This is a genomic window from Polaribacter sp. L3A8 (assembly GCF_009796785.1).
GTDB lineage: Bacteria > Bacteroidota > Bacteroidia > Flavobacteriales > Flavobacteriaceae > Polaribacter.
In genome coordinates, this window is the sequence record NZ_CP047026.1 from 2,865,157 (window position 1) to 2,883,942 (window position 18,786).

At 31.0% G+C, this 18,786-nt stretch carries 17 protein-coding genes; 12 read left to right on the forward strand and 5 right to left on the reverse strand.

Translation table 11 applies throughout. From position 1 onward, the window contains the following. Positions 1–57 precede the first annotated feature (57 nt). From GQR92_RS11470 to GQR92_RS11500, 7 genes are all read left to right on the forward strand, one after another. On the forward strand, positions 58–387 hold the full coding sequence (locus GQR92_RS11470; RefSeq protein ID WP_158839656.1) for a HesB/IscA family protein: 330 nt from the start codon (positions 58–60) through the stop codon (positions 385–387). 38 nt (positions 388–425) lie between these two features. Continuing rightward, positions 426–797, forward strand: coding sequence for a four helix bundle protein (locus GQR92_RS11475; protein ID WP_158839658.1), 372 nt, complete (start codon positions 426–428; stop codon positions 795–797). Positions 798–829: 32 nt separating this feature from the next. Beyond that, positions 830–2,278 carry a Fe-S cluster assembly protein SufB gene (sufB, locus tag GQR92_RS11480; protein WP_158839660.1) on the forward strand — a complete coding sequence of 483 codons (1,449 nt, stop codon included), beginning with the start codon at positions 830–832 and terminating at the stop codon, positions 2,276–2,278. A gap of 66 nt (positions 2,279–2,344) precedes the next feature. Then, positions 2,345–2,704 (forward strand): four helix bundle protein, encoded by a 360-nt coding sequence (locus GQR92_RS11485; protein WP_158839662.1) that lies wholly within the window; start codon positions 2,345–2,347, stop codon positions 2,702–2,704. A 57-nt stretch (positions 2,705–2,761) separates the two neighbouring features. Next, positions 2,762–3,511: a Fe-S cluster assembly ATPase SufC gene (gene sufC / locus GQR92_RS11490; RefSeq protein ID WP_158839664.1), complete on the forward strand. Its 750-nt coding sequence runs from the start codon at positions 2,762–2,764 to the stop codon at positions 3,509–3,511. Between the two features lie 142 nt (positions 3,512–3,653). Beyond that, positions 3,654–4,967: a Fe-S cluster assembly protein SufD gene (gene sufD / locus GQR92_RS11495; protein WP_158839666.1), complete on the forward strand. Its 1,314-nt coding sequence runs from the start codon at positions 3,654–3,656 to the stop codon at positions 4,965–4,967. A 77-nt stretch (positions 4,968–5,044) separates the two neighbouring features. After that, entirely contained in the window at positions 5,045–5,248 is a 204-nt protein-coding gene (locus GQR92_RS11500; protein WP_105049641.1) for a hypothetical protein, read from the forward strand. 30 nt (positions 5,249–5,278) lie between these two features. On the opposite strand, the gene GQR92_RS11505 is transcribed toward GQR92_RS11500, so the two are convergent. Next, entirely contained in the window at positions 5,279–6,601 is a 1,323-nt protein-coding gene (locus GQR92_RS11505) for a serine hydrolase domain-containing protein (protein ID WP_158839668.1), read from the reverse strand. Positions 6,602–6,700: 99 nt separating this feature from the next. Here GQR92_RS11505 and GQR92_RS11510 point away from each other — a divergent pair, with 99 nt between their 5' ends. Further along, positions 6,701–7,915: an aminotransferase class V-fold PLP-dependent enzyme gene (locus GQR92_RS11510; RefSeq protein WP_158839670.1), complete on the forward strand. Its 1,215-nt coding sequence runs from the start codon at positions 6,701–6,703 to the stop codon at positions 7,913–7,915. Positions 7,916–8,045: 130 nt separating this feature from the next. On the opposite strand, the gene GQR92_RS11515 is transcribed toward GQR92_RS11510, so the two are convergent. Continuing rightward, positions 8,046–9,716, reverse strand: a complete 1,671-nt coding sequence (locus GQR92_RS11515) for a G-D-S-L family lipolytic protein (protein WP_158839672.1) — start codon at positions 9,714–9,716, stop codon at positions 8,046–8,048. Between the two features lie 14 nt (positions 9,717–9,730). Next, a complete protein-coding gene (locus GQR92_RS11520; RefSeq protein WP_158839674.1) occupies positions 9,731–12,391 on the reverse strand; it encodes a TonB-dependent receptor in 2,661 nt (886 codons plus the stop codon). Positions 12,392–12,584: 193 nt separating this feature from the next. Between GQR92_RS11520 and GQR92_RS11525 the strand changes: the two genes are divergently transcribed. Both GQR92_RS11525 and serS read left to right on the forward strand, forming a co-directional pair. After that, on the forward strand, positions 12,585–13,517 hold the full coding sequence (locus GQR92_RS11525; RefSeq protein ID WP_158839676.1) for a bifunctional riboflavin kinase/FAD synthetase: 933 nt from the start codon (positions 12,585–12,587) through the stop codon (positions 13,515–13,517). Between the two features lie 426 nt (positions 13,518–13,943). Then, positions 13,944–15,218: a serine--tRNA ligase gene (serS, locus tag GQR92_RS11530; RefSeq protein ID WP_158839678.1), complete on the forward strand. Its 1,275-nt coding sequence runs from the start codon at positions 13,944–13,946 to the stop codon at positions 15,216–15,218. Between the two features lie 151 nt (positions 15,219–15,369). Here the strand turns inward: serS and GQR92_RS11535 are convergent, their stop codons facing one another. Beyond that, positions 15,370–15,516 carry a hypothetical protein gene (locus GQR92_RS11535; RefSeq protein WP_158839680.1) on the reverse strand — a complete coding sequence of 49 codons (147 nt, stop codon included), beginning with the start codon at positions 15,514–15,516 and terminating at the stop codon, positions 15,370–15,372. Between the two features lie 123 nt (positions 15,517–15,639). Between GQR92_RS11535 and GQR92_RS11540 the strand changes: the two genes are divergently transcribed. Together GQR92_RS11540 and GQR92_RS11545 are read left to right on the forward strand one after the other, a co-directional pair. Next, positions 15,640–17,433, forward strand: a complete 1,794-nt coding sequence (locus tag GQR92_RS11540) for a tetratricopeptide repeat protein (RefSeq protein ID WP_158839682.1) — start codon at positions 15,640–15,642, stop codon at positions 17,431–17,433. 125 nt (positions 17,434–17,558) lie between these two features. Next, positions 17,559–17,888 carry a DUF4286 family protein gene (locus tag GQR92_RS11545; protein WP_158839684.1) on the forward strand — a complete coding sequence of 110 codons (330 nt, stop codon included), beginning with the start codon at positions 17,559–17,561 and terminating at the stop codon, positions 17,886–17,888. On the opposite strand, the gene GQR92_RS11550 is transcribed toward GQR92_RS11545, so the two are convergent. Continuing rightward, positions 17,885–18,727, reverse strand: coding sequence for a hypothetical protein (locus tag GQR92_RS11550; RefSeq protein WP_158839686.1), 843 nt, complete (start codon positions 18,725–18,727; stop codon positions 17,885–17,887). The two genes, GQR92_RS11545 and GQR92_RS11550, sit on opposite strands and share 4 nt — an antisense overlap. Positions 18,728–18,786: the final 59 nt, after the last annotated feature.

Here is an 18,786-nt window from a genome sequence, read left to right on the forward strand (position 1 = left end):
TTTCTTCGACTTATATTGTATATTTGCAGACAATTTAGATTTAATCTATTTAAAATTATGATAAAAGTTTCAGACACAGCAAAAAAGAAAGTCGTAGAACTAATGACTGACGATGGCTTTAATGCGGCAACCGACTATGTTCGTGTTGGCGTAAAAAGTGGTGGTTGTTCAGGTTTATCTTACGATTTAACTTTTGACAATAAAAAAGATGAAAACGATAAAGTCTTTGAAGAGAATGATGTAAAAATCATTGTTGATAAGAAGAGTTTTTTATATCTAGTAGGAACAACTTTAGAGTATTCTGGAGGTTTAAACGGAAAAGGATTTGTTTTTAACAATCCAAACGCAAACAGAACTTGCGGTTGTGGGGAAAGCTTTAGTTTATAAAGTTCACAGTAAAAAAGTTTTTAAAGTAGCGTAATGTTATGGCAAAATTTAGTTCTTTTGAAGAAATTATTTCTTGGCAAAAAGCAAGAGAACTAAATGTTGTCATATATAAAATTACAAATTCAAATGATTTATTTTCTAAAGATTTTGGATTAAGGGATCAAATAAGAAGGGCGTCAGTTTCAATTTCTTCTAACATTGCAGAAGGTTTTGAAAGACAAACAACTAAAGAATTTATAAGATTCTTATATATAGCTAAAGCATCTGCGGGCGAAGTTCGTTCTCAATTGTATTTAGCTTTTGACATAAAATATATTGATAAAAATGAGTTTGAAGAATTAAAGTTAAAAACAAATGAAGTTTCAAAATTGATAAGTGGACTATTAAAATATCTGCATTCAACTTTATAAACTTTTAACTTTTTAACATTATAAACTAATTTATGAGCAAGTACACAGAAGAAGATTTAGAAAAAGAATTAGAAACCCAGGAGTATAAGTACGGTTTTTATACAGATATAGAAAGTGATACATTTCCTGTAGGATTAAGTGAAGATGTTGTTCGCGCAATTTCTAAGAAGAAAAACGAGCCAGAATGGATGACTGAATGGCGTTTGGAAGCTTATAGAGTTTGGGAAAAAATGGAAGAACCAGAATGGGCAAATGTGCATTATGAGAAACCAAAGTTTCAAGACATTGCGTATTATTCTGCTCCAAAAAAGAAACCTAAATTAAATTCTTTAGACGAAGTTGATCCAGAATTATTAGACACTTTTAAGCGTTTAGGGATTTCTTTAGACGAACAAAAAAAATTAGCTAATGTTGCTGTAGATATTGTTATGGATTCTGTTTCTGTAGCTACTACTTTTAAAAAGACATTAGGTGAAAAAGGTATTATTTTTATGCCAATTTCAGAAGCAATTCAAGAACATCCAGAATTGGTTAGAAAATATTTAGGAACCGTTGTACCAACAACAGACAACTTTTATGCAGCATTAAATTCGGCAGTTTTTTCTGACGGGTCTTTCTGTTACATTCCTAAAGGTGTTAAATGCCCAATGGAATTATCTACCTATTTTAGAATTAATGAAGGTGGAACAGGACAATTTGAAAGAACCTTAGTTGTTGCAGATGCAGGAAGTTATGTTTCTTATTTAGAAGGTTGTACGGCACCAAGTAGAGATGAAAATCAATTACACGCAGCTGTTGTAGAATTAATTGCAATGGACGATTCTGAGATTAAATATTCTACCGTACAAAACTGGTATCCTGGTAATAAAGAAGGAAAAGGTGGCGTTTACAATTTTGTAACAAAAAGAGGCTTGTGTGAAACCAATGCTAAAATTTCTTGGACACAAGTAGAAACTGGTTCTGCGGTAACTTGGAAATATCCTTCTTGTATTTTAAAAGGAAACAATTCTGTTGGTGAATTTTACTCAATTGCAGTAACAAACAATCATCAGCAAGCAGATACTGGTACAAAAATGATTCACTTAGGTAAAAATACCAAGTCTACCATTATTTCTAAAGGTATTTCTGCAGGACACTCACAAAACTCATATAGAGGATTGGTACAGATAAATGCACGAGCAGAAAATGCACGTAATTTTTCTCAGTGTGATTCTTTATTAATGGGTAACGCTTGTGGTGCACACACTTTCCCTTATATAGAAGTAAAAAATAAATCGGCACAAATAGAACACGAAGCAACTACAAGTAAAATTGGTGAAGAACAATTATTTTACTGTAACCAACGTGGTATCGATACAGAAAAAGCAATTGCATTAATTGTAAACGGATTTAGTAAAGAGGTTTTAAACAAACTTCCAATGGAATTTGCTGTAGAAGCGCAGAAATTATTAGAAATTAGTTTAGAAGGAAGTGTTGGATAAAAAAATAGACTAAAGTACAATGTCTTAAAGTCTAAAGACTGGATATTGAACACAATAATTAAAAATATGAGTTTTAAATCTTTTGAAGAAATAGAAAGTTGGAAAAAAGCTAGAGTTTTTAATAAACTTATTTATAGCATTACTTCACAAGAAAATTTCTCTAAAGATTTTGATTTAATTAGACAAATAAGAAGAGCTTCTGTATCTATAACATCAAATATTGCAGAAGGTTTTGAAAGAAGTACAGACAAAGAGTTTGTTTATTTTTTATTTGTAGCTAAAGCTTCAGCAGGAGAAGTAAGGTCGCAATTATATTTAGCAAATGATTTACAATATATAAATAATGAAGATTTTCATCAACTTAAAAGTAAAGTTATTGAAATATCAAAGTTAATAGGAGGGTTAATAAAATATTTAAAGAAATAAATTCATAAAGCATCAGACTTTTGTCTTTTGACTTTAAGACTTTAAACTAAAATTACAATGTTAAAAATAGAAAATTTACAAGCAAGTATAGACGATAAATCAATTTTAAAAGGATTGAATTTAGAAGTAAAAGCAGGTGAAGTACATGCAATTATGGGGCCTAATGGTGCTGGAAAAAGTACCTTGGCAAATATTATTGCAGGGAAAGACGATTATGAAGTTACTGCTGGAACTATTGAATTAAATGGTGAAGATATTAGCGAATTAGCACCAGAAGAAAGAGCACATAATGGTGTGTTTTTATCTTTTCAATACCCTGTAGAAATTCCTGGAGTTTCTGTTACAAACTTTATCAAAACGGCTATTAACGAAACTCGTAAAGCAAAAGGTTTAGAAGACATGCCTGCAAAAGACATGTTAAAAATGATTCGTGAGAAATCTGAATTATTAGAAATAGACCGTAAATTCTTATCTCGTTCTTTAAACGAAGGTTTTTCTGGAGGAGAAAAGAAACGTAACGAAATCTTTCAAATGGCAATGCTAGAACCAAAATTAGCAATTCTTGATGAAACTGATTCTGGTTTAGATATTGATGCTTTGCGTATTGTTGCAAATGGTGTTAATAAATTAAAATCTAAAGACAATGCAGTAATTGTAATTACACACTACCAACGTTTATTAGATTATATCGTACCAGATTTTGTACACGTTTTACACGATGGAAAAATCGTAAAAAGTGGAGACGCTTCTTTAGCTTTAGAATTAGAAGCAAAGGGATACGATTGGATTAAACAAGAACTGGTATAGTTCACAGTAAATCAGTAGCAGTTTGCAGTCAAAAAACTGCATGCTAAAACAGAAATAAAATTAAAATAGTTAGTCATTAAAGCAATTTATACATGTAATTGGTAAACTGCCAACTGAAGACTGACAACTGAAGACTGAAACAATGGAATTAAAAAACAAACTATTATCATCATACGTTGCATTTGAAAATGATGTAGACACCAATTCTGATGTGCATGAAATCCGTTCAAAAGCGTTTCAAAATTTTGAAGAACTAGGCTTTCCTACTAAGAAATTAGAAGCTTGGAAATACACCTCTTTAAACTCAGTTTTAAAGCAAGACTACAGCTTGTTTCCAAACAAAGAAAACGCTATTGAATTAGCAGATGTAAGAAAGTATTTTATACATGATATAGATGCTTATAAACTTGTTTTTATAGACGGAAAATACAGTTCTTTCTTATCTGAAACTACACACGATACTTTTGATGTTTGTTTAATGTCTGCGGCATTAACAAAACCAAAATACAAAGCTGTAATTGAAAATTACTTTAATAAAATAGCTAAAGAAGACAATTTAACTTCTTTAAATACCGCTTTTGCAAACGAAGGTGCCTACATCTACATTCCTAAAAATGTTGAAGTAGAAAAACCAATTCAGATTATCAACTTTACAACAGGTAACGAAGCTGCAACAATGTTGCAACCAAGAAACTTAATTGTAGTTGAGCAAAATGCACATGTTCAAATTATAGAACGTCATCAAAGTTTAACTTCTAACCCAGTTTTAACAAATTCGGTAACAGAAGTTTATGCTGCAAAAGATGCTACTGTAGATATTTATAAGATTCAGAATGATGACAATAATGCTTCTTTAATAGATAACTCTTACGTAGAACAAAAATCGAATAGTGTAGTATCTGTACATACTTTTTCTTTTGGTGGAAATATTACCAGAAACAATTTAAACTTTTATCAAAGAGGAGAACACATCGATTCTATCTTAAAAGGAATTACTATTTTAGACGGAAAACAACATGTAGATCATAACACTTTGGTACATCATATAGAACCAAATTGTGAAAGTCATCAAGATTATAAAGGAATTTATGATGCACGTTCTACAGGTGTTTTTAACGGTAAAGTAGTTGTTAATAAAGAAGCGCAGAAAACAAATGCATATCAAAAAAACAACAATGTTTTATTAAGTGATAAAGCAACGGTTAACGCAAAACCTCAACTAGAAATTTTTGCTGATGATGTAAAATGTTCTCATGGTTGTACTATTGGTCAACTAGATGATGAAGCTTTATTTTACATGCAACAACGTGGTATTCCTAAAAAAGAGGGGAAAGCTTTATTAATGTTTGCTTTTGCAAATACTGTTTTAGAAAGCGTTAAAATACCAGAAGTAAAACAACGTATAACAAAATTAATAGCTAAAAAATTAGGTGTTAATATTGGTTTCGATCTTTAAGAAAAAAATCATTTTTACATAAAATATAACCACGCAAATTGCGTGGTTTTTTTTTGTAACTTTAAAAAAACAAAATTATGAACAAAACAATTAAAACAATATTATTATCTGCAGGAGTAGTACTACTTGTTTATGGAATTTACACAATGGTACAGCCAGAAACCGAAATTTCTATTGGCGATTTAGATTTAGTAAAAGCACAAGACAATACAAACTCTTATATTACAATAGCATTAGGAATTGTAGCTGTAGCACTTAGTTTAATAAAAGGAAAGGACTAAATAATTCAACATATTTTTTTACAAATGGTATTATTCTTCAATAGAAGAAATAATACCTTTTAAAAACTCATTTTCATCAAAGTTTTTCAACCCAAAACGGACAATAACCATTTCTTGATCTGGTAAAACATACACCCTTTGTCCTTGAAAACCATCTGCATAATACATATTACTAGGCACATCTTTAAAGTGGTTTTCTGCATTTAACCAAAACTGAGCACCATAAGTTCCATCAGAAGTTGGCGTTGGTGTGGTCATATAATCTACCCATTTTTTTGTAAACAATTGTTCTCCGTTCCAATTTCCATTTTTAAGATACAAAAGACCGAATTTACCCCAATCTCTTGTCGTTGCCCAAGAATAAGAAGAACCTACGTAATTTCCGCTTAAATCGGCTTCTAAGAGCATAGAATTCATTCCTATCTTATCAATAAAATTGGTGTACCAAAAATCTAAATATTCTTGATGTGTTTTAAAATAGCTTCTTAAAATTCCGGATAATAAATTAGTGGTTCCAGAAGAGTAATTCCAAGTTTCGTTTGGCTTGCCAACCAAAGGTTTGTTTTCTTGCATTTTGGTCATATCTCTTTCTAGAAACAACATTTTAGTGGCATCAGAAATTTCTTCATAATTTTCATCCCATTCCAAACCAGAATTCATTTGCAATAAATTACTGATGGTAATATTTTTACGCTTATCATTTTGCCAAGAAGCAATTGGAGCTTTGTTAAACACATTAATTCCACCTTGAGTTTGCATAATACCAAATACAGTACTTAACAAACTCTTAGTCATAGACCAACCTAATAATTTTGAGTCTTGATCAAATCCGTCTGCATATTTTTCTGAAACAATTTGATCTTTATAGATAACTAAAACTGCTCTTGTTTGGTTTATTGAATCAAACAAAAAATCTAAAGAGCTATCTATTTTAGCATAATCTAAATTTGCAAAAATAGTATCTTTTTGTGGTGCATTTCCGTAAGGATAAGGTGTATTATTATCTGCTTCCAATCTTCTAGGAACTAAATAATTTGCTGTTTCATCGCTTTTTTCTAAGGATAAAACAGCTCCTAACCCTTTTCTATAAACAGCTTTTCTAGTTAATAAGCCAAACGCAGAAGAAGTTGCTATTTTACTTTCTAAATCAATAGCATCAGAAGCTAAATTAACAGGCGCAAAATTATTATCTGTTTTGTCTGTAAAGGCTAAAGTTCTATTGGCAACAAAAACAGAAGAAGCAATATTTTTAGCAGAATAGCCAGATAACATATTCAATTTTGGATAATTATAAATTACTGTAACCAAAACAAAAATCAATACTAAAAGTAGAATACGTTTAAAAATTTTCATGAGAAAAGAGTTTAATTATGTAAAAATAAGAAAATCATATTGTCTTTATCACAAGTTTAAAAAATCAACCTTTATCTTTGTCTTTTAAATTGATTTTGTATGATAAATGTTGATAAAATTCGTGAAGATTTTCCAATTCTAAAAAGAACGGTTCACGGAAAACCTTTAGTCTATTTTGATAATGCTGCTACTTCTCAAACACCGCAAGTTGTTATTGATGCCATTGTAGATTATTATAGCAATTACAATGCTAATATTCACAGAGGTGTGCATACTTTAAGTCAGGAAGCGACAGATAAATATGAGCAAGCACGTATTAAAATTCAGAAACATTTTAATGCAAAAGAAGCTTATGAGATTATTTTAACTTCTGGTACTACGGATAGTATTAATAGAGTTGCCGCTGGTTTTGCATCCCTTTTAAATGCAGGTGATGAAATCATTGTTTCTGCATTAGAACACCATTCTAATATTGTGCCTTGGCAAATGTTATGTGAAAAAACAGGTGCTGTTTTAAAGGTCATTCCGATGTTAGAAGATGGTTCTTTAAATATGGAAGCTTATCATAATTTATTAAATGAGAAAACAAAATTGGTTTTTTGTAACCATGTTTCTAACGCATTAGGAACCATTAACCCAATTGAAGAAATTATTAATGCTGCACACAAAGTAAACGCAGCTATTTTAATTGATGGAGCTCAGGCTACACCTCATATAAAACCAGATGTACAAGCTTTAAACGTTGATTTTTATGTAGCTTCCGCTCATAAATTATGTGGCCCAACAGGTGTTGGAATGTTATACGGTAAACAAGAATGGTTAGAAAAACTACCTCCTTACCAAGGTGGTGGAGAAATGATAGCTAACGTAACTTTCGAAAAAACAACCTATGCTGGTTTGCCTCATAAATTTGAAGCCGGAACACCAAATATTTGTGGAGGGATTGCTTTTGGAGCTGCCATAGATTATCTAAATTCTATTGGTTTTAATGAAATCGCAGCGTATGAAAATGAACTTTTAGCTTACGGTACGCAAGAACTTTTAAAGATTGAAGGCTTAAAAATTTACGGAACCACTAAAGATAAAACAGCGGTGATTTCTTTTAATGTAAATGATATTCATCCGTATGATATTGGCTCAATATTAGATAAATTAGGAATTGCAGTTAGAACAGGCCATCATTGTGCACAACCAATTATGGATTTTTATAAAATACCCGGGACTGTAAGAGCTTCTTTCTCTTTCTACAACACAAAAGAAGAAATAGATATTTTAGTTACTGGACTAAAAAGAGCTGTAATGATGTTGTCTTAATTGTCATTGCCAGGAACGAAGCAATCTGCTTATTGTAAGCTACAAATTTTCATGTATTACGTTCTATAAAATAAAAAAGGTTGAGAATTAAAATTCTCAACCTTTTTTTGTACTTAATTCTATCTACCTCTTATTGTAAAAGCGGTGAATAATTTGTTGGAAAATCTACTGCTTTCGCTAAACCATTTGTAGCTGTTGTAAAGTTAGATCCAAATTTAGCATCCATAGCTACTAAAATTTTATTAGCCATTAAGGCATATCCTCTACCTGTTAAATGAACTCCATCTAAACTAATTAAACCACCAGTAACTAAACCTGTAGTCAAAATATAATTATCAAAAGTAATTCCTGTAGAAGCTTCTTGTAAAATACCTTTAAAATCTACCATTGCAATGTTATCATTAGAAGCAACAGCATCTTCAATTACTGTATTATAAGCATCTGTAGCGGTTTTTATTGCTAATTGTTCTTGTGGTGTAAGTACCCATTTATCTTCTAAAGGAAGCGTAATTCCTTCTGCAGAAAACTGCCCCGCTAAAGTTGCTGGTAAAAGTCCACCACTTTGAGCGATTAAAGTACCAGCTGCAGTCATATTTACCGTACCGATTACTCTACTACTTGGTAAAACAAATAAATCATTAGAAGTTGCAGATCTTGCTTTTCCATATTGTTGCCCTAACAAATTAGCCACCAAAGGTGCAGCTGCAGCAGGTAACCCTATCGATTCTACAAAAGGAACAAAAGTTGGACTCGCACCTAAACTATTAGTAATTGCAGCAGTTAAATCTGTTGCATCTTCATCATATATAACTAAAGAATTTGTTTCTGTAGCAGAAAAAACAATAGAACGCTCTGGTTCTCCAGCACCCACATATATTTGATTAACAGCGCCAAAAACTGAATTTAATAAAGGTATTTGAGCCTTTAAAGTTGGTCCAGTTTCTGCATCATTAGGGTCTAATGGATTATATGGTACGGTTGTAAAATGTGCTAATGTTGTAATATAAGGTAAATTAGCAACTACTCCTTTTGCTCCTCCAGAAGTTAATGTAGCAACCATACCGTTAAAAACATTTGCAAAAACTAAAGGGTTTGTAATATCATTAGATCCATACGTTGCCAGATTTAAATTTCCTGTAGGGTTTTCTTCAGATGGAGATTGATCTACTCCAGCACCTCCAGAAAGTGCATAGCCTAAAACATCATTACCACCAATTTCTGATAATGTAAAAAAAGTTGGTGACTGTGCCATTGCATCCCCTAAAACCGTAGCTGTAGGTGAAGATGCCATTCTTGCAAAATAAGGGTTTGCTAACCCTGGGATAACGCCCGCAGAGTTACCATAACCTGCCGCTAATAAATGAAAGCTTTTTGCACCCGGAATACCAAAGTTATTTAAGTTTCCACTTACAGAAGAAGTAACTTCTGTAGTTGGGGTTGCTGTTAAAGATTCTGGTCCAGATCCATTAAAAAATAATCTTGGTCCTTGTATTACATTCCCAGAATACAATAACCCTCCAATATTATCATTCATTAAAGGTTGGTTAAAATCTGTGCCAAACTTTTTAGCTAGAATATTAGGAAAAGAGTTTTCTTGAGCTGCTTTAAACAAAGCTCCATCTGTAAAACCTGCAGTAAAAGAGGCTCCAATAGAAACGTATTTAGAAAAATCTAAACCATTTACATTTAATTGAACATTTGCTGCTACTTCTTCTGGAATTGCATCTAAATCATTGTTTACATCACAAGATGTAAGACCAAGAGTTAAAAGAAACAATCCTATATATTTATAATTCTTCATTAAATTTTGTTTTTTTAGTTATTAATTGTCCAAGAAAGGTAGTACTGAGAACCTACAGCACCAACACCAGTAGCACCTAAATATTCTTGTCCTGTTAAATTTGCTCCTCCTAATTTAAATACAGATTTCATTGAAGGAACACTATAGTTAATTTGAGCATCTATAACTGTTCTAGCTTTCATTGTACCATCTAAGAAAGAAGCTTCCCATCTATATTCATCTTGCCATCTTGCATTCACATTAAACCCAAAGTTTTTAAATAAATCTGTTTTACCAAATTGTAATTTTACTTTGTGTTCTGGAGTATTAAAACCGGCCTCAAAATCTGGATCAGACGCTTGGTCAAAATCAAATTTAGCATAGGTATAATTTAAACCAAGATTAAACCCTTTTAAAACTTTAGTATTTAAACCAATAGTAGCTCCATAAGAATTAATGTCTGCAGCAGAATTAGTATACAATTGAAAAACTTTAAAACCTCCAACTGTATTATAAGGCACAATTACATTTTTATTAGCTATAAAATCTTCATATTGATTATAATATACACTTAAATCTATAGTAATGTTATTCAATGAAACAGGAATAAGTCCTCTATATCCAACTTCAAAAGCAGTTACTTTTTCTGGTTTCACAAAATCTACATTTGCTTTTACAGTTCCACCACTTGCAACCGTAAAAGAGTTTTCATAAGCATCTCTACCAGTTAAGGTATAAGTATCTCCATTACCATCTTGAAAAGTTGTAGTATATCTATCTATATTATCCTCTACTCCACCAACTAAAATAGCATTACCTACATCTAAACCAATGTATTGATCTTGAGTTGTTGGGTTTCTAAAACCTGTTTGAAAAGAAGCTCTAAAGTTTTGATTTTTATTTTCTCCACCCGCATAGGCAAATGAAACTCTTGGAGAAAAATTACCATCAAAGTTTTGTGCTTTGTCATATCTAAGAGAGGCTGTTACTTTTAAACGATCATCCTCTAAAAACTTCTTTTGAGCTTGGGTATACACTCCATATTCGTCATAATCAATAGGACCATCAGAATCTGTAAAAATATTTCCAAAAGAATTTAAAGAATATCTTCTGTAAGAACCACCAACTTGAATTTCTGCAAAATCTATAACATCTTGAAAATTGTAATTAGCATCTGCATGGTATAATTTTGTTTGATCTCTAAATTTTGCTCCAGTAATTAAATCTGGATCACTAGTAACCTTGTCTAACGCTGCCTTAAATTCTGAAGTACCAGGTATTAAACGGTTTCTATCTGCATAAGCTCTTGCGCCTGCATGTTTTTCTGCTTCTGTTGTTCCTGTAGAAGTTAAAAAAGCTCCTGCATATTCTGTAAACCAGTTTTGATCTGAACTCCAAGCTCTATTAACATTTAAAGCTGCAAATAAAGTATTATAAGAATCACCAGCATCTTCATTTGTCATATACCCTCTTACAAAAAAGTTTTTTCCTTTAAATTCTAGTTTATGTTGTTCTAGAAAAAAGTTTTTAATGCTATATTTTTGTCCTCCTAAATATTGAGTAGTACCTACTCCTATCTTAGAATTCCAAATAACTTCTAAACGATCATCACCAAAAGGACGATAGTTTAATGAACTTCCAAATTTTACACTTTTAACACCATAATCCATCAAGTCATTTTCATTATAACCTGTTCTACTTACTCTACCTATTGCTCCTCCTAAATTTGTGGATGCAACATCACCATAAACATTAACCCCATTATAATTAGGATCAGATCTATCTCCTGCAATATATTCATCTCCATCTGTATTTCTATAATCTGTTGCATGCCAATCTTCACCTTCTAAATAAGACAATGTAGCTTTTGCTGCAAATTTATCAGAAAATGCATACGCCATTCTAACATTAAAATCATAAAATTCATTATTTCCTGCAGCTTCTTGACTTGTAACTCCACCTTTCATAGAAACACTAATTCCTTGATCATCAAAAGGGCTTTTACTTGTCATAAACATAATACCATTAAAAGCATTTGCACCATATAATGCAGAAGATGCCCCTGGAAGTAATTCTACCGTTTTTACATCTAGCTCAGACATTCCTAATAAATTACCTAATGCAAAATTTAATGCTGGAGAAGAATTATCCATTCCGTCTACCAACTGCATAAAACGCGTGTTAGAAAACGTTGCAAAACCACGTGTATTAACAGATTTAAAAGTTAAACTGTTTGTGTTAATATCTACTCCTTTTAAATTTTCTAAGCCATCATAAAAACTAGGTGCAGAGGTATTTTTTATTGCTCTACTATCCATTCTTTCTACCGTAACAGGAGACTCCATAATACGTTCTGGAGTTCTAGAAGCAGAAACAACTATTTCATCTAAAGAGGTTTCATTTTCTGTTAAACTAACAGTTACTTTTTGTTTGTTTTTTGTAATTTCTATTTTTTCTGGATGAAAACCTAGTACAGAAATTTCTAAAGTAAAAGGTGGGTTATCTGTAACTTGTAGTACAAAATTACCATCAAAATCTGTAGTAGTACCTACCGCTTTTCTTGAAATTTTAATGTTGGCTCCAGGAATTAATTCTCCTGTTTTAGCGTCTTTAACAGTACCTGTAACAGTGGTTTGAGCAACCATTGCAACACTACTAAAAGCTATAAACGCTAGAAGTATAATTTTTTTTATCATAATTTGAATTATTTGTTAGATAAATGCAAAATACAATTTTTTTTGAATAATTTAATAAATAGTGCTGTTTTTTAAGATTATAACAATAAAACCACATATTTTTATCAAAAAAAAAGTTCTAAAAACTACTCTTTTACATATTAGAAGAAACCGTTAGTTATTGTACATTTGTAATATCTTTAATTATCTTTTTTTGGATACAATTCAGAATATTTCTAGTTTTTCTACTTCAGAAAAAACATACGTAACCATTGGTACTTTTGATGGGGTACATTTTGGGCATCAAAAAATTATTGACAAGCTTGTTTTAGAAGCTAAAAAAGCCAATAAAAAATCGGTGTTGCTTACTTTTTTTCCGCACCCAAGAATGGTGTTGCAAAAAGACAATTCTTTAGAGTTGATTAACACTATTGTAGAACGTGCAGAATTGCTTAAAAAAACAGGTTTAGATTACTTAATTATTCATCCTTTTAGTAGGGAATTCTCTAGAATGACGGCCTTAGAGTTTGTACGTGATGTTTTGGTAAATAAGCTAAATATTTCTAAATTAATTATTGGCTACGATCATCATTTTGGTAAAAATAGAGAAGGAAATATTGTTCAGCTTACTGAATACAGTCATTTATATGATTTTATTGTAGAAGAAATTCCGGCACAAGACATTGATGATGTTTCTGTAAGTTCTACCAAAATTAGACAAGCTTTAGCAGAAGGAAGTTTAAAAACCGCCAACAATTATTTAGGTTACAACTTTATGTTAAGTGGTACTGTTGTAAACGGAAAACATTTAGGCGGAACAATTGGCTTTCCAACAGCTAATATTGATGTAAAAGAAAACTATAAACTAATACCAAAAACAGGGGTTTATGTTGTAAAATCTACCCTTGATAATAAAATCGTTTTTGGAATGATGAATATTGGTAGTAGACCAACGGTTGATGGAAGTTACCAAACTATTGAAGTACATTTTTTTGATTTTAACCAAGATTTATACAACCAATACCTTACCATAGAATTACTTTATTTTTTACGTGATGAAGAAAAGTTTAGTTCTATAGATGCTTTAATTGTTCAGCTTAAAAAAGACGAACAAACTGCTAGAGATTATATTAAAAACAAGCTTTAAGTTTTTACCCGAGTTTTATTTCCATGCATTTTGTCTTTTCGACCTTTTGGGAGAAATCATATAAAATTGTTTAGGTTTATGGAATCACAGCTACGGGATTTCTCCTTACGTCGAAATGACAAGTTTGGGGTTTCGTTTTGCGTCTTCATTGTTATAGTGCTTTTTATTGCTTCGAAGTGACTAATTAAACTCATTTGGTATCATTATGCGTTAAGGATAGAGCAACTGTTTGAGCTCTTTTTTGTTTTTCTACAAAAAAAGCGAGTGCGAAAGCCTGACCCTTGTGGTAACGCCCAAAAAGCGACACTTATAATTCTTCTTTTTGTGCTATTTTTTGTACGTATTTATAAGGAAACTTTTTATTGATGATTTGGTGGTAAATCCATTGCACAAATTATATCTTTGCATTTACAAAATTCTACAAAAATGTTACAAGTACAATTTATTAGAGACAACAAAGAAACTGTTTTAGCAGGGTTAGCAAAACGTAATTTTGCCAATGCAGAAACAATTATTGAGCAAGTTTTAACTGCAGATGAAAATAGAAGAGCTACTCAGGTTGAGTTAGACAATACGTTGGCAGAATCTAATAAAATGTCCAAAGAGATTGGTGGTTTTTTTAAGTCGGGAGAAGTGCAAAAAGCAAATCTTTTAAAAGAAAAAACAGTTCAGTTAAAAGAAAAATCGAAAGAACTTGGTGAGAGTTTTAATACGTATGCAGAAGAATTACAAACACTTTTGTATCAAATACCTAACATACCGCATGCTTCTGTAAAAGCAGGAACTTCTGAAGAGGATAATGAGAAAATTTTTAGTGAAGGAACGATTCCGGATTTAGGAGAAAATGCATTACCTCACTGGGAATTAGCTAAAAAATACGATATTATAGATTTTGAATTAGGAAATAAAATTACTGGTGCTGGTTTTCCTGTTTATAAAGGAAAAGGTGCAAGATTACAACGTGCTTTAATTAATTATTTTTTAGATAAAAACACCAAAGCAGGTTATACAGAAGTGCAAGTACCACATTTGGTAAATACAGAATCTGCAACTGCAACTGGGCAATTGCCAGATAAAGACGGACAAATGTATCATGCTACAGTAGATGATTTATATTTAATTCCTACTGCAGAAATTCCTATTACCAATATGTTTCGTGGTAATTTAATGCAAGAATCAGAATTTCCGATAACAGTTACAGGTTACACGCCTTGTTTTAGACGTGAAGCAGGTAGTTATGGTGCACACGTACGTGGATTAAATAGATTGCACCAGTTTGATAAAGTAGAGATTGTAAGAATTGAGCATCCAGATAATTCTTATAATGCTTTAAATGATATGGTAGAGCATATTAAAGATATTTTAAGAGACTTAAAATTACCTTACAGAATTTTACGTTTGTGTGGTGGAGATACTGGTTTTACCTCTGCCTTAACGTTCGATTTTGAAGTGTTTTCTACAGCACAAGATAGATGGCTAGAAATTAGTTCTGCATCTAACTTTGAAACTTTTCAGGCAAATAGATTAAAACTTCGTTTTAAAAATAAAGAAGGAAAAAGCGAATTAGCGCATACCTTAAACGGAAGTTCTTTGGCTTTACCACGTGTTTTAGCCGGTATTTTAGAGAACTACCAAACAGCAGACGGAATTAAAATTCCAGATGCTTTGGTACCTTATTGTGGGTTCGATATTATAGATTAGTACTAAGTATACAGTTAGCAGTTAGCTTGTTTGTATACTATTTTTTTATACAATTGAGTACTGTTTACTGCAACTACTAATTGTAAACTAATTTTAGTTAGCAGTATTCTGTCAGTTTTTGACTGAGTACTGAAGACTGAAAAACTGTAGACTAGTTTGAAACGACAGCTACCATTAATCTTTTATATTTATTCATTTCTAATAAGGCATTAAAATACGCACTTATTTGTCCGTTTTTCATAAACTCAATTGAGTTATTTTTTGCAATTTCGTATTGTTTAGAAAAAGTATTCATCATCTTTAAATTTGATTGGTTATATACTCTATAGACAAGTTTTGTGCCAAAATGTTACAAAAGGACTTTAAGAATAGCTGCCTTTAATAAAAATTTAACATTTATGTTGATTATCTTTGATTTGATATGAAAAAACTCTTTTTACTTATTTTCCTTACTATTGCTAGTATTAGCTATGCTCAAAACGATTATTTGTTGGGAGAAAGTTATTACAGAGAAGGAGAATATGAAAAAGCAGCACAAGTATTTAAAAAACTATATGCTAGTAGTCCTTTTAATACATCGTACTTAAGTAGATTGATTTCTTGTTATCAAGAAACAGGGCAATTTTTAGAAGTAGAAACATTAATAAAAAAAAAGCTAGAAAAACATGCTGAACAAGGTTTTTTATATGTCTACTTAGGCTATAACTACGAAAAACAACAATTAAAAGAACAGGCGGAAACCAACTATAATTTGGCTTTAAAAGCTATTGATAAAAACCCTTCTTTTGCTGGAATTATAGGGCGTATTTTTAAAGACTACAACTTGTTAGATAACGCCATTTTAGCGTATGAAAAAGCAATGGCTAAGAATGAAAATGCTAATTATAGTTTTCAAATTGCACAGATTTATGGTGAAAAAGGCGATTACAAAAAAATGTTTGAAGCCTACATGAATTTGGTTGATAAAGATGATAAATACTTTAGTTTAGTACAAAGATATACTAGTAAATACATTACCGATGATTCTGAAAATGAAGCCAATATTGTTTTTAGAAAAACATTATTAAAAAAATCTGCAAGCAACCCTAAAAATGTGTGGAATGTGTTGTTAAGTTGGCTATTTACCCAACAAAAACAGTATAATAAAGCATTGATACAAGAAAAAGCATTGTACCAAAGAAATCCTGACGATTTAACTGCAATTTTTAGCTTAGGAAAAATAGCTTTTGAAAACACCAATTACGAAGAAGCTAAAGATTGTTTTGATTTTATTGCCGAAAAATCAACCTCTAATGAAGAGAAAATTAACGCTTCTTTATACCTCGCAAAAATTGCAGTGGTTACAAATAACCCCAACACAGAAAAATTATTTGAATCCCTTTTTAATGAATTTGGAAAAAATACGGCAACCATAAAACTACAAGTAGAATATGCAGATTTTTTAACCTTTCATCAAAATAAACCTAATGAAGCCAAAGAAGTTTTAGAAGCTGCTATCCATTTTTCTAGCTCTAAATTTGATAAGGCAAGAATAAAATTAAAATTAGGAGATATTTTGGTGTTTACAGGCAACTACAACAAAGCATTAATTTATTTTTCTCAAATTCAGACGCAACTTAAAAACCACGAATTAGCACAACAAGCACGTTTTAAAGTAGCCCAAACAAGTTATTTTAAAGGCGATTTTACTTGGGCTAAAGCTCAATTAAAAGTACTAAAGAGTTCTACAACCCAAATGATTGCTAATGACGCTTTAGAGCTGTTTTTAAAGATTACAGACAATGAACCTCTAGATTCTATTCCTTCCGGATTAAAACAGCTAGCAAAGGCAGAATTACTGTCTTATCAGAATAAAAATGAGGAAGCTTTGGCAGAGTTACAAAGCTTATTTACTCCTAAAAACGTTTTTGCAAACGGATTAACTCTAGGCGATGTTATTTACGATGATGTGTTATTTTTTAAAGCAAAACTACTCATCAAACAAAAAAAATATGAGGAAGCTATCATCAGTTTTACTAAAATTATTACTGCCGATAACCAAGGAATTTATGCCGATGATGTATATTATGAAATTGCCCAATTGTATAATAATCAATTAAACAATCCAGAAAAGGCGTCAGAATATTATCAAAAGATTATTTTTGATTATTCTTCTAGTATTTATCTAGTAGATGCCAGAAATAAATATCGAAAATTAAGAGGAGATAATTTATAGTTGTTGGTTTATGGTTATTAATTGTTGGTTCAATAAATTTTATACAACTTTTATCCAAAAACTAAAAACTAGGAACTAAAAACCAATAACACCATCAACCAAAAACCAATAACTAAAAACCAACTATGTACATATACAACGTAACAATAAATATAGATGAAACGGTTCATAAAGAATGGCTTACCTTTATGGAAACGCATGTTTTAAAAGTATTAAATACTGGTAGGTTTACCGCTGCAAAACTAACCGAAGTTTTGGTTGAAGAAGAAATGGGTGGTAGAACGTATTCCATACAATATACTGCCAATACAAGAGAAGATTTAGACGATTATTATAAACACGACGCAGAAAAATTACAACAGCAAAGTCTTAAAAAATTTGGTGATAAAATGTTAGCTTTTAGAACAGAGTTAAAGTTGATAAAAGAATTTTATCCTACCAATACCATTAATTAAAAACTAGCACCAACACCAATAGAAAAGGCATTTATTTTAGAAACGCCAATCTTAAAATGCTCATATCCAGAAGAAATTTGATAATTTTGAATGTGATACTTTAACAATAATTTTGTTTTATGAACTTCTTGGTTATTAATATTTGTCCATTTGTGAAAAAAATCTAAACTTATCGGTTTAGCGATGAATAGTTCTGCTCCAACCCCCAAACCAAAACCTGTTTTATTTACCTCATTTGCAACGTACATCATTCCTAGACCAAACCAAGCATCAAATCTTTGAGTTCTAATTCTGTGGTATTTTAACAAAGCAGAATATAAAGAAAAAGAATCTCTTTTTCCATTTACTTTTTCAGAGAGATACAAATAATCTAAATCTACTGCAAAACGTTTTAGAAAACGAAAATTTAGTCCAAAATTATTTCCATATAAATTCTTATTTTCAATTACAAAATTGTTGGTAATATCAAATCTTGTAATATTATAATTGGTAGAATCTGTATAAATAAAATTACCATACCTATTTTCTTTATATGCATAATTAGAAAATTCTGCATCATGCATTCTGCCATTCACTTCCCAAGGAGTTTCTACAAAAGCACCATAAACCGTGTAAGCAAAAAGCCCCCAAACAATTCCAACAAAAGGATTTATGGTATCATCGTTATTAGAAGTATTCCCACTAGAATTAGTGTTTTTTGTTGATTTTTTTCCTCCAGAATTTGAATAATTTGTTCTATTTAAGCTTTTTTTTCCTTTGTCTAATTTTCCTTCTTGAGAAAACAGCGTGGTATTTATACTGAAAATTAAAACAGCTATTAGTAGAAATTTTCTATGCATTTTGGTTGATTTTAAAACTGAAATGAACCAAAAATTATGCCAATTTTTAACAGTACATT

Coding starts and splice junctions, on each gene's coding strand:
- sufD (WP_158839666.1), top strand. CDS start 3,654: ATGGAATTAAAAAACAAACTATTATCATCATACGTTGCATTTGAAAAT.
- GQR92_RS11540 (WP_158839682.1), top strand. CDS start 15,640: ATGAAAAAACTCTTTTTACTTATTTTCCTTACTATTGCTAGTATTAGC.
- GQR92_RS11550 (WP_158839686.1), bottom strand. CDS start 18,727: ATGCATAGAAAATTTCTACTAATAGCTGTTTTAATTTTCAGTATAAAT.
- GQR92_RS11520 (WP_158839674.1), bottom strand. CDS start 12,391: ATGATAAAAAAAATTATACTTCTAGCGTTTATAGCTTTTAGTAGTGTT.
- GQR92_RS11475 (WP_158839658.1), top strand. CDS start 426: ATGGCAAAATTTAGTTCTTTTGAAGAAATTATTTCTTGGCAAAAAGCA.
- GQR92_RS11505 (WP_158839668.1), bottom strand. CDS start 6,601: ATGAAAATTTTTAAACGTATTCTACTTTTAGTATTGATTTTTGTTTTG.
- GQR92_RS11500 (WP_105049641.1), top strand. CDS start 5,045: ATGAACAAAACAATTAAAACAATATTATTATCTGCAGGAGTAGTACTA.
- GQR92_RS11470 (WP_158839656.1), top strand. CDS start 58: ATGATAAAAGTTTCAGACACAGCAAAAAAGAAAGTCGTAGAACTAATG.
- GQR92_RS11545 (WP_158839684.1), top strand. CDS start 17,559: ATGTACATATACAACGTAACAATAAATATAGATGAAACGGTTCATAAA.
- GQR92_RS11485 (WP_158839662.1), top strand. CDS start 2,345: ATGAGTTTTAAATCTTTTGAAGAAATAGAAAGTTGGAAAAAAGCTAGA.
- sufB (WP_158839660.1), top strand. CDS start 830: ATGAGCAAGTACACAGAAGAAGATTTAGAAAAAGAATTAGAAACCCAG.
- GQR92_RS11515 (WP_158839672.1), bottom strand. CDS start 9,716: ATGAAGAATTATAAATATATAGGATTGTTTCTTTTAACTCTTGGTCTT.
- GQR92_RS11535 (WP_158839680.1), bottom strand. CDS start 15,516: ATGATGAATACTTTTTCTAAACAATACGAAATTGCAAAAAATAACTCA.
- serS (WP_158839678.1), top strand. CDS start 13,944: ATGTTACAAGTACAATTTATTAGAGACAACAAAGAAACTGTTTTAGCA.
- sufC (WP_158839664.1), top strand. CDS start 2,762: ATGTTAAAAATAGAAAATTTACAAGCAAGTATAGACGATAAATCAATT.
- GQR92_RS11510 (WP_158839670.1), top strand. CDS start 6,701: ATGATAAATGTTGATAAAATTCGTGAAGATTTTCCAATTCTAAAAAGA.